16 protein-coding genes and 1 tRNA gene are annotated in these 16,958 nt (G+C 61.8%); 8 read left to right on the top strand and 9 right to left on the bottom strand.

The window, feature by feature from the left end; all coding sequences use genetic code 11:
* The first annotated feature begins 381 nt into the window (after positions 1–381).
* The 4 genes from HXS65_RS12595 (at position 382) to HXS65_RS12580 (ending at position 5,650) form a co-directional block, all read left to right on the top strand.
* A complete protein-coding gene (locus HXS65_RS12595) occupies positions 382–1,887 on the top strand; it encodes a fumarate hydratase (RefSeq protein ID WP_077375915.1) in 1,506 nt (501 codons plus the stop codon).
* Positions 1,888–2,058: 171 nt separating this feature from the next.
* On the top strand, positions 2,059–3,486 hold the full coding sequence (gene cls, locus HXS65_RS12590) for a cardiolipin synthase (RefSeq protein ID WP_077375918.1): 1,428 nt from the start codon (positions 2,059–2,061) through the stop codon (positions 3,484–3,486).
* A gap of 213 nt (positions 3,487–3,699) precedes the next feature.
* Positions 3,700–4,950, top strand: a complete 1,251-nt coding sequence (gene mtnK / locus HXS65_RS12585) for an S-methyl-5-thioribose kinase (RefSeq protein ID WP_176494015.1) — start codon at positions 3,700–3,702, stop codon at positions 4,948–4,950.
* A gap of 160 nt (positions 4,951–5,110) precedes the next feature.
* On the top strand, positions 5,111–5,650 hold the full coding sequence (locus HXS65_RS12580) for a YaeQ family protein (RefSeq protein WP_077375924.1): 540 nt from the start codon (positions 5,111–5,113) through the stop codon (positions 5,648–5,650).
* 178 nt (positions 5,651–5,828) lie between these two features.
* On the opposite strand, the gene HXS65_RS12575 is transcribed toward HXS65_RS12580, so the two are convergent.
* Positions 5,829–6,932 carry a GGDEF domain-containing protein gene (locus HXS65_RS12575; protein WP_127735216.1) on the bottom strand — a complete coding sequence of 368 codons (1,104 nt, stop codon included), beginning with the start codon at positions 6,930–6,932 and terminating at the stop codon, positions 5,829–5,831.
* A 320-nt stretch (positions 6,933–7,252) separates the two neighbouring features.
* Complete coding sequence (locus tag HXS65_RS12570) at positions 7,253–7,528, bottom strand: hypothetical protein (RefSeq protein WP_084208554.1); 276 nt, start codon at positions 7,526–7,528, stop codon at positions 7,253–7,255.
* A gap of 211 nt (positions 7,529–7,739) precedes the next feature.
* On the opposite strand from HXS65_RS12570, the gene HXS65_RS12565 reads away from it, so the two are divergent.
* From HXS65_RS12565 to HXS65_RS12555, 3 genes are all read left to right on the top strand, one after another.
* Positions 7,740–7,816: transfer RNA gene (locus HXS65_RS12565), tRNA-Pro, on the top strand.
* Positions 7,817–8,236: 420 nt separating this feature from the next.
* Positions 8,237–8,767 (top strand): DUF1090 family protein, encoded by a 531-nt coding sequence (locus HXS65_RS12560; protein WP_176494014.1) that lies wholly within the window; start codon positions 8,237–8,239, stop codon positions 8,765–8,767.
* 327 nt (positions 8,768–9,094) lie between these two features.
* The gene (locus tag HXS65_RS12555) at positions 9,095–9,430 is read left to right on the top strand and encodes a hypothetical protein (protein WP_084208556.1); all 336 of its coding nucleotides are present in this window, start codon (positions 9,095–9,097) and stop codon (positions 9,428–9,430) included.
* 101 nt (positions 9,431–9,531) lie between these two features.
* Here HXS65_RS12555 and HXS65_RS12550 read toward each other — a convergent pair whose 3' ends face one another.
* The 4 genes from HXS65_RS12550 to arfB all read right to left on the bottom strand — a co-directional run bounded on the left by HXS65_RS12550 (position 9,532) and on the right by arfB (position 11,526).
* Entirely contained in the window at positions 9,532–9,840 is a 309-nt protein-coding gene (locus HXS65_RS12550) for a hypothetical protein (RefSeq protein WP_077375940.1), read from the bottom strand.
* A gap of 83 nt (positions 9,841–9,923) precedes the next feature.
* Positions 9,924–10,226: a helix-turn-helix domain-containing protein gene (locus HXS65_RS12545; RefSeq protein ID WP_077375943.1), complete on the bottom strand. Its 303-nt coding sequence runs from the start codon at positions 10,224–10,226 to the stop codon at positions 9,924–9,926.
* A 73-nt stretch (positions 10,227–10,299) separates the two neighbouring features.
* Positions 10,300–11,007, bottom strand: a complete 708-nt coding sequence (locus HXS65_RS12540; RefSeq protein ID WP_176494013.1) for an SIMPL domain-containing protein — start codon at positions 11,005–11,007, stop codon at positions 10,300–10,302.
* Between the two features lie 105 nt (positions 11,008–11,112).
* The gene (gene arfB / locus HXS65_RS12535; protein WP_077375950.1) at positions 11,113–11,526 is read right to left on the bottom strand and encodes an alternative ribosome rescue aminoacyl-tRNA hydrolase ArfB; all 414 of its coding nucleotides are present in this window, start codon (positions 11,524–11,526) and stop codon (positions 11,113–11,115) included.
* Positions 11,527–11,953: 427 nt separating this feature from the next.
* On the opposite strand from arfB, the gene HXS65_RS12530 reads away from it, so the two are divergent.
* A complete protein-coding gene (locus tag HXS65_RS12530; protein ID WP_077375953.1) occupies positions 11,954–12,874 on the top strand; it encodes a LysR family transcriptional regulator in 921 nt (306 codons plus the stop codon).
* Between the two features lie 49 nt (positions 12,875–12,923).
* Here the strand turns inward: HXS65_RS12530 and HXS65_RS12525 are convergent, their stop codons facing one another.
* The 3 genes from HXS65_RS12525 to HXS65_RS12515 form a co-directional block, all read right to left on the bottom strand.
* On the bottom strand, positions 12,924–14,003 hold the full coding sequence (locus HXS65_RS12525) for an NAD(P)-dependent oxidoreductase (protein ID WP_176494012.1): 1,080 nt from the start codon (positions 14,001–14,003) through the stop codon (positions 12,924–12,926).
* A gap of 119 nt (positions 14,004–14,122) precedes the next feature.
* On the bottom strand, positions 14,123–15,283 hold the full coding sequence (locus HXS65_RS12520) for a M20 aminoacylase family protein (RefSeq protein WP_176494011.1): 1,161 nt from the start codon (positions 15,281–15,283) through the stop codon (positions 14,123–14,125).
* 85 nt (positions 15,284–15,368) lie between these two features.
* Positions 15,369–16,664: a DUF3100 domain-containing protein gene (locus HXS65_RS12515; RefSeq protein ID WP_176494010.1), complete on the bottom strand. Its 1,296-nt coding sequence runs from the start codon at positions 16,662–16,664 to the stop codon at positions 15,369–15,371.
* Positions 16,665–16,958 lie beyond the last annotated feature (294 nt).

The raw sequence follows: 16,958 nt of genomic DNA, 5'->3' as shown, positions 1-16,958 counted from the left end.
TGCATGCAGCCCGACAGCAGCGCCAGCGAGGCTATCGTCAAGCAGGTGAGAGGGCGAAACGCGTTGAAGCCTGATGTCATGAGTCGCTCGCGAGGGGAAGTGGCAGTGAAGAGGTGGCAGTGAATCGGGGGTCATCGCGCGGGGCATGATGGCAGTCTCCACACCCGTCATTTGCGCTGGATGAGCTGGGATGTCCTGACATGCGGGTTGCAGGATTCGCTCTGCCGCCGCGTGCTCGCTTGAGGTATAATCCCGGCCACCTGACCCGGCGCCCGCCCCATGGTGGCGCGATTTCTGTCCCTGACAACAGTAATCGGCCTGACGCCCTGGGCGCCAGTGTGCCTGTCTTTTCCATCGCTTGCCCTTGAGGAGCCGATCCTGATGACCGTGATCCGCCAGGATGACCTGATCCAGAGCGTCGCCGACGCGCTGCAGTACATCTCCTACTACCATCCGAAGGACTTCATCGACGCCATGAACGCGGCGTACGAGCGTGAAGAGAATCCTGCCGCCAAGGATGCCATCGCGCAGATTCTGATCAACTCCCGGATGTGTGCCCTGGGTCATCGTCCCATCTGTCAGGACACCGGTATCGTCACCGTCTTCGTTCATGTCGGCATGAACGTGCGCTTCGAGGCCGAGATGAGCCTGGATGACATGGTCAACGAAGGCGTCCGCCGCGCCTATCTGCTGCCGGACAACGTGCTGCGCGCCTCCGTGCTGGCAGACCCGGACGGCAAGCGTGCCAACACCAAGGACAACACGCCGGCCATCATCCACCACAAGCTGGTGCCGGGGGATACCGTCGAGATCCACGTCGCGGCCAAGGGCGGCGGTAGCGAAGCCAAGTCCAAGTTCGCGATGCTCAACCCGTCCGACTCCGTGGTCGACTGGGTGCTGGAACAGATTCCGAAGATGGGCGCTGGCTGGTGTCCGCCCGGCATGCTGGGCATCGGCATCGGCGGTACCGCCGAGAAGGCGATGCAGCTGGCCAAGGAATCCCTGCTCGAGCCGATCGATATCCAGGAACTGCAGAAGCGTGGTGCCTCCAACCGCGCCGAAGAGATCCGTCTCGAGCTGTTCGAGAAGGTCAACGCGACGGGTGTCGGCGCACAGGGCCTCGGTGGTCTGACCACCGTGCTCGACATCAAGGTCATGGATTACCCGACCCACGCGGCCAACAAGCCGGTGGCGATCATCCCGAACTGCGCGGCGACCCGTCACGTGCACTTCACTCTGGATGGCAGCGGCGCGGCAGAGCTGCCGGCACCCAAGCTCGAGGACTGGCCGGAAATCACCCGTGAAGCGGGCGACAGCGTCAAACGCGTCAACCTCGACACCGTGACGCCCGAGGAAGTGCAGAGCTGGCAGCCGGGCGACACCCTGCTGCTCAACGGCAAGCTGCTGACCGGCCGTGATGCGGCCCACAAGCGCATGACTGAGATGCTGGCACGTGGTGAGCAGCTGCCGGTGGACCTGAAAGGTCGCTTCATCTACTACGTCGGCCCGGTCGATCCGATCCGTGACGAAGTCGTCGGTCCGGCTGGCCCGACCACCGCGACCCGCATGGACAAGTTCACGCGTACGCTGCTGGAAGAGACCGGCCTGTTGGGCATGGTCGGCAAGGCCGAGCGTGGCCCGACCGCGATCGACGCCATCCGTGACAACAAGTCCAGCTACCTGATGGCGGTCGGCGGCGCCGCCTATCTGGTCGCCCAGGCGATCAAGAAGTCCCGCGTGCTGGCGTTTGAAGACCTGGGGATGGAAGCGATCTACGAATTCGAGGTCGAGGACATGCCGGTCACCGTGGCGGTCGATAGTGCAGGTGTCTCCGTGCACCAGACCGGCCCGGCCAAGTGGAAGGAAATCATCGCCAGCCGCGCCTGAAGGCCGTCTGCGTGATGTGCACGTCATGTCCGTGAGGACATGAGCCAGGAACCCCGCCCGTGTCATGACATCGGCGGGGTTCTGCGCATCTGGACTCTGCCACGCGGAGGCATCGTTGCCAGCGCAGCTGTGGCATAATCTGGCGACCCTGACGCCTGCAATGGAGCTGCAATGACCGCCTGGTTACTTGGCTTTCTGCTGTTGAGCAGTCACATTCTGGGTGCGATGACCGCCGTCATGGCCCTGATGTCCAGTCGTACCTCACAGGGTGCGATTGCCTGGATTCTGTGTCTGCTGACCTTCCCCTACGTCGCCCTGCCGCTTTACTGGGTATTCGGGCGTCCCCGTTTCTATGGCTATGTCAGTGCCCGCGAGGAGCGTGACTCGACGATGCGACGCGTCTTGATGCGTTTTCGTCCCAAGCTCTCCCCCTGGCTCTCGCGTCCGCTGGGCGGCAACCCCACGCACCTGGATGCCATCGAACGTCTGGCGATGATGCCGGTGACCACCGGCAATCGCGCCAAGCTGTTGATCAATGGCGAGGAGACGTTCGATGCCCTGTTCGCGGCCATCAAGGCGGCCGAGGATTACATCCTCATCCAGTTCTTCATCGTGCGGAATGACGAGCTCGGTGTACGGCTCAAGCAGGCTCTGATGAAGCGTGCCGAACGTGGCGTGCGGGTCTGTTTCCTGTATGACGAGATCGGCTCGCGCAAGCTGCCGGATGGGTACCTCAATGACCTGCTGGAATCCGGCTGTGAGGTGAGTGCCTTCAACTCTTCGCGGGGCTGGCGGCACCGCTTCCAGATCAACTTCCGCAATCACCGCAAGATCACCGTCATCGACGGCCGAGTGGGCTTTGTCGGCGGACTGAATGTGGGCAATGAGTATCTGGGCCATTCCGAGCGCTACGGCGCCTGGCGCGATACTCACCTCAAGCTGGAAGGACCCAGCGTGATGGGGCTGCAGGAGGCCTTCTGGGAGGACTGGCACTGGGCGACTGGCGAGGTGCTGTCGCTGGAGTGGGAGCCGCGCATCAGCTGTGAAGAATGTCAGCACGTGGTGATCGTGCCTTCTGGCCCGGCGGACCGTCGCGAGACAGCCAGTCTGCTGGTTCAGCAGGCCATCCATTCCTCGGTCAGCCGCATCTGGATCACCAGCCCCTATTTCGTGCCGGACCAGGGCGTGCAGGATGCCTTGAAGCTGGCAGCGCTGAGAGGCGTGGATGTGCGGGTGATGATCCCCGAACGTCCCGATCATCTGCTGGTGTTCCTGTCGGCCTTCTCGTTCCTCTCCGACATGATTCGCTCGGGCGTGCGCGTCTTCCGCTATCAGCCGGGCTTTCTGCATCAGAAGGTGATGTTGATGGACAGTCACACGGCGACCATCGGGACGGTCAACCTCGACAATCGCTCCTTCCGTCTGAACTTCGAGGTCACGGCCTTCGTGCCGGATCACCAGTTCGCGGCAGAGGTGGAGGCCATGCTCGAAGAGGACTTCCGTCATTGTCGCGAGATCAGCTGCGAGGAGCTGGAGGCGCGGCCCATGTGGCGCAAGCTGGTGTCGCGGGCGGCCTATCTGCTGGCCCCGATCCAGTGACCCCGCGCACTGCATGAACCTGCCGCCTGCCGAGTTGAACGAAACTCACTCGGCAGGTCTTGTCATTCGTGGCCATTGCAGGCATCTTCTCGCTATAACTGATCGCCTGTTTATTTCTTTTTGGAATAAACTGAGAGCCTGGATGCTTCTCTCGCCATGCATTGGAGAGGGCATCCAGGACGGCGGCTTCATGATTCCGCGCTGAGACCTGCCATGACCGTTCAAGACCCTCACGCCAGCCAGGCACCTTCCATCGAGTATCAATTCCGGGATGACGCCGATGTCATTGCCTTCGCACGCCAGCATGTCAATGATCAGTTGCCGGGCTTTGCGACGGCCAGTGACCTGCTGGTCGAGGAGATCGGCGATGGCAACATCAACTATGTCTATCGCGTCTGCACGTCGGACCGCTCAACCTCGGTGATCGTCAAGCAGGGACTGCCCTGGGTGCGCATCATCGGCGAAAGCTGGCCGCTGTCGCTGGTGAGGGTGCGCATCGAGGCCGAGACGCTGCAGTTCGAGGCCGAGTGCGCGCCTGAACTGGTGCCGGCGCTCTATCACTTCGAGGAAGCCCGCTCGGCGATCGTGATGGAAGATATCGGCGATCACCGCAATCTGCGACACGCCTTCCTTGAGCGTACAGTGTTACCTGAGCTGGGCGCGCAGATGGGGCATTTTCTGGCCACGACGCTCTATCGCAGCAGTGATCTGGCACTCGATGCCCACGACAAGAAGGCGCGCGTCGCACGCTTCACCAATCCCGATCAATGCAAGATCACCGAAGACCTGTTCTTCGTGGACCCGTTCTGCGATCACGAGCGCAACAGCATCAATCCGGCGCTGCGCAGCGATGCCGAAGCCCTGTGGCAGGACGCGGCACTCAAAGTGGAAGTGGCGGAGCTCAAGCAGCGCTTCCTGTCCACGCCCGAGGCGCTGCTGCATGGCGACCTGCATGCGGGCTCGATCTTCGTGCGTGAAGACAGCACCAAGGTCATTGATCCGGAATTCGGCTTCTTCGGTCCGGCGGGCTTCGATATCGGCAGCTGGCTGGCGGCGCTGTGGCTGGCAGCCTGCGCGCATACCGAACTCGAGGGTGATGAGGGCGACAGGCGTGACTACGTGGCGCAGCTGCGTGCCCAGGCGGTCGCCAGTTGGGAAAGCTTTGCCCGCGAGTATCGTGAGCAGGCCGCCCACACGTCGGATGCCAGCTTCGCGGCACCCGGGGTGGCGGAACGATTGCTGAGCCGTATCCTGCGTGATGCGTTGGGTTATGCGGGCTGTGAGTTGATTCGTCGCACCATCGGGCTTGCGCACGTGCTGGAGCTTGAGTCGATCAACGATGATGCCGTGCGGGCGCGTGCCGAGCGCCGTGCCCTGGCACTCGGGCGCGAGCTCATCCTCGCGCGTGAGTCGCTGGAAGACCTCGCGGCGGCGGATGGCGTGGTCGCGCGTCTGCTGGGGTGAGGCATGCGGCGTCAGGGCTTTGACGCTCGTCGCAAGCGTTGCGGCGCCGGCTAGGGTAGACTCTGCGCTTTCATCGCCACGCAGACAGGCTTGTCCTGGCTGCGTGGGTCGCTGGCGGGAGATGTCCTGCCGAGCATCCGCTTTTCAATAAGAGACTTTCATGGCCCTGTCTTCCACGCCTTACAAGGTTGATCTCTCGCTGACCGACCTTGATCGTGGTGTCTACGAGACCCTGCGTTTTACCGTTGCCCGTCACCCCTCTGAAACCGAGCTGCGTCTGTGTGTTCGCCTGTTGGGCCATGCGCTGTGGTACAGCGAGAACATCGCATTCGGGCGTGGTCTGTCGGACGTCGATGAGCCGGCGCTGTGGGAGAAGAGTCTGGATGGCCGCGTGCTGCACTGGATCGAGGTGGGCCAGCCGGATGCCGAGCGCCTGACCTGGTGTTCGCGGCGCACCGAGCGCACCTCGCTGCTCGCCTACGGTAGCCTGCGCGTCTGGGAAACCAAGGTGGTGCCGGCAGTGGCTGGACTGTCCAATCTGAGCATTGCCGCGGTTCCTGAGGGCGCACTGGACGCCATCACCGAATCCCTGCCACGCAACATCAAGTGGACCATGATGATCTCCGAGGGCACCATCTTCATCACCGATGACAATGGTCAGCACGAGATCAATCTGGAGTGGCTGAAAGGGGAGCGCTGAGCGACATGCCGTTCGCGGCACTGGCTGACTGCCCCTGAACATTCAGGTCAGATACCACGAGACGGCCCCCGCAAATCTTGATTTGCGGGGGCCGTCTCGTAGAGGGCGGATCGTAGGGGGTGAATCGTGGCGGACGGCTCGCAACGCAGGCAAGTCTGATTGCCGGAGAGGCCTGGCCTCACACCATGCTGATGTCGTGATCGACGATGAGTTGATCACGGCCGCTGGCCTTGGCGTGGTAGAGCGCCTCGTCGCTGCGTTGCACCCAGCTGCTGAGGGTATCCGGATGGCGCCGTTCACTGACCCCGGTACTGAAGCGGATCACGCCGTGGGCCAGGGGAGACGCCTCACAGCTTTCACGCAACTGGCGATCGAATTCTCGGGCCACGGCAAGATTGCCCGGCAGCAGGATCATGAATTCCTCTCCCCCATAACGCCCGGCCTTGCCTGAGTATTCTCGGCTCAACGTCTGGATGTGCATCGAGAAGTGCGCCAGGACCTGGTCGCCGTAGGGGTGGCCGTGGGCATCATTGATCTGCTTGAAGTGGTCCAGATCACAGATCAGCAGACAGCTGATGTCGCGTCCGCTGAGGTGGTGTTCGGCGTGTTCATGGATGGTGCGGTGATTGTAGAGTCCGGTCAGACTGTCCAGTCGGCTCAGGCGTTCAAGCTTCTTTGCATAGGCGCGAGCCAGATCACGCTCCTCTCGAATGCGCTTGGCATAACCGGCGATCACGAGGCTCAGCAGTCCGAACGCCAGGGTATAGCTGACCCCCATGTCCAGGCTGCGCATCGCGGTACTCGCGTAGGAGGAGACCAGTTGCGGGTTGGCCATCTCCCCCCACAGCAGAATCCAGGGCATCAGCATCAGGCCGCTGATGATGACGCCACGACGCAGACGGTCCGGCGGGAGAACCCCCAGCACGTAAGCGGCGGCCATGAGATAGAACAGCAGCGTCGGGCCCGAGGCGCCGTGATTGAAGACCCAGTTGCCCGGCAGCATCACGAAGGTCACCAGCGTGCAGAACAGCCAGGACATGCGGCTGAACTCCCCGTGGAAACGTGAGCGATACCACATCACCATGACCATCAGACTGATGACGGCAAGCGCCACGCTGTACGCGGGGACCGTCAGCTCCATCAGATAGTTGAAGACAGCGGAAAACAGGCCGATCAAAACGGCGGATACCAGAAACCCGTGGTGCAGAATCTGTCGTGCGGAGCCATTCTCGCCAACCAACCAGCGCCAGCTGGTGCCTACCATTTTTGCAAGACGAGTCATGGTACCTCGACGGTCATTGGGCCAGTCGGATGCTTCAGGCATCGGCTGATGATGAAGGCTCATGTGACGTTGGTCGTTGTTCAGTGTCAGCCTACTCGAGGAAAGCCGTTTCCGGTTTCACTGTGCCCCAACGTTTCTCGCCTGTGCGGGGGGGCGTGGCTCACCATCGCCTCAGGGACCGCCTGTCCTCGATGACAGGCGGCAGGGCAGCAGTGGCCCGGCGACAGGCTCGGCTTTCATGAGATAGTCCTCATACTGTCTGGACGATACTGCCAATGGCTGGCCGATGCATCTTTTCTCGTGTGGCTGCCTGTCCGAGGCTATTTCCACGGCGTGTAGCGATAGCTGTCCGGGTCCGAGGGGTCAGGCTTGTCCGACTCGGTGAGTGCCACGAGGGTGTTGCCGTCATCATCTTCTTCCACTTTCGTGACGGTGACGGGGAAGTTGGGTGACAGGGCGTCCAGTGCCGGCCAGTCCCCTTTCTGTATCGTGTTGCCCGTTTGCGGCGTGCTACTGGCACTGACCTTGATCGGGTCGCCGCTGACGGTTTGCCCGTTCTTCAGGTGCGTCGTGAGAGTGAAATGAACGTTCGCCATGTCATCCTTCCTATCAAGTGGTACTGATGGGGTCATGACTAGAACATGGTTCGTCCCATGGGAGAATTCAATCTTTTCCGGAGCGCCACGGGTCGCGAGTCACGCGCTTGCGCGACGAATGACAAGAAATGTTCATATCGGGCTTTTCTTTTTGAGATCAATGCGGTACATTACGTCTCGTCTTGAGGGGGAAGCCTTTCAAGGACGAAGTCGGGACGTGGCGCAGCTTGGTAGCGCGCTGCAATGGGGTTGCAGAGGTCGCAGGTTCGAATCCTGTCGTCCCGACCAGAATTGAAGGGGTTCAGAAGATTTTCATTCGCTTGAAAGCCTCTGAATTCCGAACGATGATTCCTATATGATCCAAGTTCATTCGGTCATCGTTGCAAAGAAGCCAGCTCATTGAGCTGGCTTCTTTGCGTTCTTTCAGAGCGCTGGCAGCGCTCATGGTCTGTTGTCCTTTCTCGAGCGCTATCCTTCTGCTCTCGTCCTCTCGTCCTCTCGTCCTCTCGTCCTCTCGTCCTCTCGTCCTCTCGTCTTCTCGTCCTCTCGTCCTCTCGCCCTGCAGTTCTGCTTTATCGTCATGATTTCGTCCTTGCTCGCTTGCTGACGATCTTTCGCTCGACCCTTTGGTGGTTCAAGGGGCTATCGGTTCGCGGGCATGGATGCCGGTCTCCAGGTTCTTTGGTCTCCAGGTTCTGTGGTTTCCTGGTGCAATGGCTGGCTGTCAGTGAACTCGTGACAGTGCTTCTCGCTTGTCTTCTATTAGCGATTACGGTACTGGTGGGTCGAGACCCCCCCACCCAGGAAAAGATCATGTCCAGAGACGCTACCCTCGGCCGAGCTATCGCATTGCCATTGATTGCCATGGGGCTGAGTGCCTTGGCATCTTCCGTGTCCGCGGCCTCTCCAGAACTCGTGAGTGGTTGTCAGGACAAGGCAAATTCGATCAAGCAGGAGCTCGAGGATGCCAATGCGCAGGGAAATGCCCATAAGGTGGAAGGCTTGAAGAAAGCGCTCGCGGCTGTGGAAAATGGCTGTGATGAATCCACCTTGCACAAGGAAAGAGAGCAGAAGATCCGCGAAAGGGAGGAGGAGGTCGGGGAGCGTCGACAGGAGCTGGAAGACGCCTTGTCGGATGGTGACAAGGACAAGATAGAGAAGAAAGAGAAGAAATTGACGGAAGCCCAGAAAGCGCTGAGCGAGGCGAGAGGTGAATTGGCTGGCGATGGAAGTCTTTGATCGTTGTCATAAGAGAGACATGAGCCGGTTTGACGTCCTCGTCCACCAGTGTCCCGACCAGAGGCCAGCCGAGAGTTCGGTTGGCCTCTTCTTTTGTCGCGAGATGAAAGGTCATGAGCATCTGATACGGTGAGCGAGAGTGGGTCAGGGCTTGCATCCGGTCGTGTTATATCGTTTCAACATATTGATATTGCTGAGTTATTGCGATTATTGATCAAGATCAAGAAAGGCTCGATCTGCGAGGCCGGGTCATGCTCGCATGGCTTTCTTGATGCTGTGAGTATTAGATTTCTAGTATATACTGGCTTGCCTTCAAGGGAGGTGAGAATGAAAACGGTTAACATTTACATGGAGAGTCGGTTCAACCCGGAGCGTTCCATCCTCAAGGAAAGCCTGGGGGATGGCTACGTGGCAAGGACCTGTGCGGCGCAAGCCCCCAACTTCCTGTTCGAGGTACATCAGGGACAGGACTTCGTGCTGGGGATAGAGGTCGCGGGGGCACGCAGTGCCGAATTCCTGTCGATCATCACGGAGGATTACGTCTATCAGCATCCCAGCATCGAGCCGAAGACACTGGCGGAGTATCTCAAGAGTCGTGCGCAGCACCCGATCCGACGCAGGAAGCGTCAGGTCGAGGTATCCCCAGTGGCGTACTCTGGCTGAGAGTGCGTGCCTCAGACGTGCACATGGGAATTGCGGTACAGGCAGGATGACTCGATGCCGGGGCAGCGGTATCGAGGCGGGGCTGACACAGCCGTTCCGGCTCAGGCAGAGCGCCTGCGCCAATGTCTTGCAGCCTGCACCAGTGACGCGCAGATCACGCATGACACCAGCGGCAGGGCCACGTCCAGGCTGGAGTCCCAGTTCCAGTGGTACAGCAGGCCATGATCCCAGGCCACTGCCTTGGGGCCACCCCCCTTGTACTCGTGCTGGGCAATTTCCCGGCCCAGAAAGATGGCGACCGCAATGGCGCCAGACGACCACAGCGTGAAGACTGGCCAGAGCATCAGCTGGATGATCACGGCGATGACGGCGTGCTCGAGAGCGCTTGTCCAGATGTCCGCCGTCAACATGTCTCAACTCCCTCCAGAATGACTCTGCCATATCGTGCAGACGCCCAGCGTCAGCAGTGCATCGAATCGCGCGTGGCGATCAATCACGCGTAGCCCAGCACTCGTTGCAGTCGTGCGGCGTTGTCGGCGACCCATTGGGCATTGATTGGCCCCCAGTCCCGAATCACGTAGTGACCGATGTTGTGACGTTGACCTTCCGCATGCTGGAATTCACAGACAATCTCGAGTTCGGCAAGTGCCGAGATGGTGTCCTGGGCGGTGCGCCTCGGCATGCCGGTGGCCTCGATGATGTCCGGCACGCTGGCGATCTCGTGGGCGATGAGATGCGCCACGAACAGGCGACGATAGAAGCTGGTCTGGGTCTTGCTGAGAACGGTGTCGGACATGCAGGCTCCGCTGTCGAGGAAATCATGAAAGGCGATAAGGAGCGGCGGGGGCGATCGCCCGCCCGCCGGGAGGTCAGTGACTGAGCGTGTAGTCGATGGTGGTGACGACCCTGACCTGCTTGATATCGGGGGTATAGCTGTCGAGGTCCGAGATCGAGAAGTAGCCCTGGCTTGCATGCTTGATATGCCCCACCTGGCTGCCGGAATCCTCGGCGAACTGTTGCGCGGCACGCCGTGCATCCGCGGTGGCTGCCGCGATCATCTCCGGCTTGAGAGCGGCAAGCCCCGTGAACAGGAATTCGGTGCGGTAGGCATAGTCCGCCGACAGCAGAATGCCTTCACGCACCAGCTCGCCGGTACGGGAAGCGCTCTGCTTGACGAGATCCACCTCGGGCGAGCGCACCAGTACCGTGGCCTCGGCGCGGTAGCGCTCGTCAGGGCGCTGGGCGTTGTAGCTATTGGCATGCAGGTCGGTTACCTGCGGTGACGTCACGCTGATCTGCTCGGACGGGAAGCCGCGAGCGGTGAGAAAGTCCCGAATCTTGCGTTCATCATCAGCCAGCGCCTCGTGCAGGTCGGACAGGTGGTTGGCATTGACGCTGAAATGCAGTGGCCAGAGAGCCAGGTCTGCCTTGACGTCGCGCTCCGCCAGGCCCTTGACCGTCACCACCCGGTTGGACGCCTCCCAGACCTGTGCCGCTTCCTTGAGATAGCTGCCACTCCAGACCATCCCCACGGCCAGCAGGCCGCCCAATACCAGTGAGCTTGCGAGAGTGCGCATGTCACATCTTCCTTGAGAGGTGGAAGGCCCGTTGCCGAGCCTGTCTGATCAAGCCCCGGGCCTGCCGATCAGCGCTGAGTGTGTCGATCCGCCGTGGGCGCCGGATCAGTCCTGGACCTTGCCGCGCATCGCCTTGATCTTGCCCTTGCGAGTCTTGCTGTCGACCCGCCGCCGTTTGGCGCCCTTGCTGGGGCGAGTGGCGCGGCGTGCCTTCTGTACCTTGACGGCATCGAGGATCAGCGCCTTGAGGCGTGCCAGAGCATCTTCCTTGTTGAGTTCAAGGGTGCGGTGGCTCTGGGCCTTGATGATGATGATACCGTCCTTGCTGATGCGTTGATCCGACAACTGCATCAGGCGTTCCTTGTAGAACGAGGGCAGGGTGGAGCGTTGCACGTCAAACCGCAGGTGGACGGCTGACGCCACCTTGTTGACGTTCTGGCCGCCATTGCCCTGAGCACGAATCTGGGTGAGGTCGATTTCCCAATCCGCCAGTGTCACCGAACTGGAGATGGTCAACATGGCATATCTCCTTGTCGTGGGGAGCCGCATCGAATCTGTCGCGGCCGTGGGGTCATGTTACCGCAATCAACGTCGGGCTTCAGAATCGCCCGAAAGTCGGCCGACAGAGTCAGCCGAGAGGGGAATATCCTCGTCTGGAACAATCTGGTTGCGAAGATATCACGGCAGGCGACACTCACTCCGCCTTCTCGGGCATGTATCTGGTACGCTGTTGCGTAGTGAGGCAGGAGTCGCTGACCGCCGGGCGGCTGATAGCCGGCCTCTGCATCCACGTGAGTCTTTCTCGTGTCAAGCGCTCTTCTCGAGCGTGCTTTCCAGTCCCCGCGACGTCAAGGCATCGGGTCGTGGCCCTCGAGACGTTCCTCCGTAGGGTCATGGACATGCGGGATGTCTGGCCTCAGTTCAACCTCTTGCGCAGCGTTCACTCATGGATATTCCGCATCAACGCCTCGTCTATTTTCAGGTCACCATTGAAGCGGGGTCGATCCGGCAGGCCGCCGCTCGTCTGGATATCGCGCCGTCAGCGGTCAGTCGCCAGATCGGATTGCTGGAAGAGGCGATGGCCGCCACGCTCATCGAGCGAACCCGTGATGGCGTACAGCCGACACGAGTGGGCGAGATGCTGCTGGACTACATTCAGCAGCGCGAACAGCTGGATCAAAGCTTCGGTGAGCGTCTGGATGCCTACCAGCGGCTGGAAACCGGCGAGATTCGCCTGATCATCGGCGAAGGCTTCGTGGGCGATCTCGTCAACATCCCCCTGCGCGCCTTCCGGTCCCAGTACCCGGGGATCACCCTCAAGGTCAATACCGGCAGCATGCAGAGCATCATCGACCGTGTGGTCGAGGATGAGGCGGATATCGGCCTGATGTACCACGAACGCGTGCACCCTCAATTGCGCTTCTGGCATTCAAGCCCACAACCGCTGGTGGCGATGATGTCCCCGGAGCATCCGCTGGCGGCGGTGAACCATGCGCTGACCCTGGAAGAGGTGGCAGCGCATCCCATGGCGTTGTGGGGCCCCACCCATGGAGTGCGTCAGCTGATGGATGACGGCTTTCGTGACGCGGGCGTACGTCCCCACATGGTGATGCAGACCAATTCCATGGAAGTGCTCAAGCAGGCCGCGCGCTCGGAGCTGTGCATCACGCTGCTGCCGGCCTTCGCGGCTGCGCGCGAGCTGGAGGAGGGCGTATTGATCGCTCGTGATGTGGAATGCAGTGCCTTTCGCCAGGCACGCGCCCACATCATCACGCGGATCGGACGGCGCATGCCACGGGCCAGTCTGCAACTTCTGCGCCACCTGGAGCGCTGGATCACGGCCTTCAGTGGCCCCCGTCAGGAGTAGGCCTGTCGGGGGTGAAGACAAGACGCGTCAGCCCGCGATGGGGGTGGGCTCAGGCTTTCTCGGCAGGCGGCCGGGAGCCATCCGTCACCTTGCCCGGCGCCGAGGCATCGCGTCCTGATGAGCGAGGCGCCCCGGCGTCGGTCGGCGCGCTCGGGGCGTCGGTGGCAGGTGATGAGGTGTGTCGTAGTTGAGCGGGAATATCGCTGAGCCAGCGATCACACAGATGATGGATGTCATCTTCATCCGCCGGGCACAGTTCGGGGGGTTGCCAGCGATCGAAGACCGCCTTCATCAACCCGGAAGGCAGCTTGAGGGTGGTCACGTAGCTGCGCGCCAGGCGCAGGTCGCGGCGCAGGGCACCGGTGGAGATACCGGAATCATAATCTCCCGGCAGCACCCAGCGCGGGAAATTCACTTCGCTGACGGCGCTGCGGCCGGCCCCCAGATTGATGGCATCGATGCAGGCGTGAGGCCGCACCCCGGCGCGATAGGCCATCGCGATCGCCTCTGCCGTGGTGATGAGATGGGCGGCGTGGAGATAGTCATTGGCCAGCACGGCCGCATGCCCACAGCCGGCATCCCCGACGTGCAGGTGCCGGGTAGCGATGGCCTCGAGCAGGGGCGTCATGCGTTGCACGGTGGCGTCATCACCGCCGACCAGCAGCGTGAGATGGCCTTCGCTCTCATCGCGAGGGTCGCGACTGGAAGCCGCTTCCAGCCAGTGATGGCCAGCCAGCCGGGTCTGCACGGCCAGTTCGCGGCTGATGTTCACATCGCCCCGGCAGAGATCGACGATGACACTGCCCGGCGGTGCCAGTCGCAGCAGGCCTTCCTTGCCGGTCAGTACCTTCTGCACCTGTTGGGAGGTTGCCAGCGCCAGCAGGTAGACCTCGCTGGTGAATCGCTCACGCGGCCGTGAATGCGTATCGAACCACCGCTCGGCCTCGCTCTGCTCATGAGGCGCGTGGCAGCGTTGCTCCACCGTGGCGGTCGCAGCGCCCGCCGTCTCGGCCGTCACCTGGTCCGTCACCTTGTCTGCCACTTCGCCCGCCACCTCAAACCCTGCCCTTGAGAGCGCCGTCCGGCTCCGTGCGCCAATGGCTTCCCTGCCGATCACGCTGATTTTCATGTCGCTCCTTCCTCACCAGAGTCATGACACTGTGTAGATTGCGATGGTCCTTGATCAAGTTCAACGCCGCGCCTGGCGACGTCATCCGCATCGCGCTTGCCGCCAAGGGCATGTGGCCATCAATCGCGCGTCAGCAACTCGCGCACCAGTGACGTCCAATAGCTGACCCCGATGGGGGTGGCAGCGTCGTTGAAGTCGTAGTTGGGGTTGTGCAGTGAGGCGCTGTCCTCGCCGTTGCCCAGCCAGATATAGGCGCCGGGGCACTCCTGCAGCAGATAGGCGAAGTCTTCCGAGGCCATGGAGGGTGGCAGATCGCGATGGACCTTCTGGATGCCGGGCAGTTGCGCCAGGACATTGGCACAGCGTTCGGCGTGTCCCGGGGTATTGAGGGTCGCCGGGTAGCGTGGCTGATAGTCGAACTCGACCTTGAGGCCATGGAAGGTCGCCATGGCATCGACGGCATCATGGAAGCGCTGCTGCAGGTGCGCCCGCAGTGCCGGGTCGAAACAGCGCAGCGTGCCACGCAGCTCGACCACTTCCGGCATCACGTTGAAGGCATCGCCGGCATGGAACTGGGTGATGCTGAGAATCGCGGTCTTGTGGGCCGGCGTCTCGCGGCTGATCAGCCCCTGAAGCTGGGTCACCAGCTGGCAGGCCGCCAGGATGGTGTCCTTGCCCAGATGCGGCATGGCCGCATGACAGCCATGACCGCTCAAGGTCAGGGTGAAGACATCGAAGGCCGCCATCACCGCCTCGTCATGCACGGCGGCTTCGCCCAGCGCCAGTCCCGGCCAGTTGTGCAGGCCGTAGATGGCCTCCATCGGGAACTGCTCGAACAGGCCATCCTCGACCATGCGGCGTCCGCCGCCTTCGTTTTCCTCGGCGGGCTGGAACACGAACACCACGCGCCCGGCGAAGTCCGGATCACGCGCCAGCGTACAGGCCGCGCCCAGCAGCATGGTGGTATGGCCGTCGTGGCCACAGGCATGCATCTTGCCGGGTGTGTGCGAGCAATGTGAGACGGCGTTGGCCTCGGTGACATCCAGCGCGTCCATGTCGGCACGCAGACCGATGGTACGTCCCGGCCCCAGATTGCCATCCAGCACCGCCACCACGCCGGTCTCGGCAAGTCCGGTGGTGACCTCGAGACCCGCCGCACGCAGGATCTCGGCGACACGCGCCGAGGTGCGGTGCTCCTCGAAGGCCGTCTCGGGATGTTGATGAAACTCATGGCGCCAGCTGCGCAGCAGTGCCTCGTCGATGTTCTCGGGTAGTTGCATGCTGAATTCCTGTGGAAACCGGCACCCTGGAGTGCCGGCTTGAATGTGTTGAGAGGGGGGGAAGCAACGTGCGAAGCCCGTGTGATCAGAGCAGTGCCTGCGCCACGACCGCCGAGCCGATATAGGTGCCTGTGAAGACCAGCAGCGAGATGATCACCAGCTTCCAGCCAGCCTGGCGGAACATGCTGAACTCGCGCTTGCTCAGCGCCAGACCCGCGTAGCCGAGTACCGGCGTGACGATGGCGAGGAAGTTGACGAAGCTCAGCTGCTCGGTGATCCAGCCGCTGCCCGGGAACCATGGCAGTGTCATCAGAATGCTGACCAGTGACACCCAGGCGATGGCCGGCAGATAGAAGGGCATCAGGCGAGCGACGCCAAGGCCGAGCATGGTCATCACGTAGAGGATCAGCATGCCGGGGGCGGCGTCGATCAGGCTGGCACCGTTGATGGTGTTGACCACCCAGCCGACCACGCAGACGGCCGCGACCACCAGTGCCGTCTTGCCCAGCTGGTTCTCCGGGCGATCTTCAACCAGCGCCTCGGAGGCCAGCGTGGCTTCCTCGTCATTCATGGCGCCCTTGTCACCAGCCCGCTTGCGGCTGAAGAAGCGGAACAGGCGCTCGGCGACCGGCAGGGCGATGAACAGGGACACGTAGAGGCCGGTGGCATAGGTCAGCAGGTTGCTGGCGCCGGCAAAGGCCAGCAGCTCCTCGCCCATCTCCGGCAGGGCACCGGCGATGGCGCCGGAACATGCCGCCACCATGCTGCCGCTGCCGACACCGCAGGCCATGGCCAGCGCACGCGGGTCGAAGATGTCCAGCGAGGTCAGGTAGCCCGCCATCAACGCGAACCACAGGGTGCCGAACATGGTACCCACGACATAGACGCCCATCACACCGACACCTTCCGGCCCCTTGAGGCCGTATTTGTCGGAGATGATCGCGATATTGGGTTCCCGCGCGATGGAGTAGGTCGCGCCGATCGCCTCACGGCCCATCTTGAGCACCACGACCGCGATCGGCATCGCGATCAGCATGGTGCCCAGATTGCCCAGCTCCTGCAGGATCAGCGCCGGACCTGCCGAGATCAGTTGCTCGATGGCCGGGCCGATGGTGGAGCCGAAGCGGGCGATGAACGGCATGATCGACAGCAGGATGACCGGTCCTGCCGCCGCGCTGATCACCGGCGGGATGACGCGTTTCGTGCCGCTGAACAGGTGCGGATTGCACAGCACGGCCGCAATGAAGGCATAGAACAGGGGCAACAGCAGCAGGGTGCCGGGGCCGAGGGGGAACTTGAGGATACCGATCAGTTCGGCGCCGAGAGATAGCACCACGACCAGCAGATGCAACCGCCAGTCCAGGAGTTGAGTGAGGGGCATGTGGGACTCCGCTTGTTATTGTAGTGACTGCTTGTGTAGTAATTTTTTGTGTAAGAACTGCTTGAATAGCAACGACTTGTGAGGCGCCTTCCTGTCCAGTGCGCGCTTGTGTCGTGACGACGTCTCAGACACGGGCACCGCCTCGGGGAGACCCCGAGCCTGTCGCCCTCTGGTGGAGCGATCAGCGGGTTTCAGTATTGTCACGAGCGGCGCGCTAAAGAAACATGATAGGTGTACGAATAAATAGAGCATGCTGGCGGACGGCGATGGACAGAGAAGGCTCTCCTCATACGA

This window comes from Cobetia sp. 5-25-4-2, assembly GCF_013374075.1.
GTDB lineage: Bacteria > Pseudomonadota > Gammaproteobacteria > Pseudomonadales > Halomonadaceae > Cobetia > Cobetia marina.
Note: the sequence above shows the minus strand (reverse complement) of the source record. Positions and strands in the feature narration are given on the sequence as shown.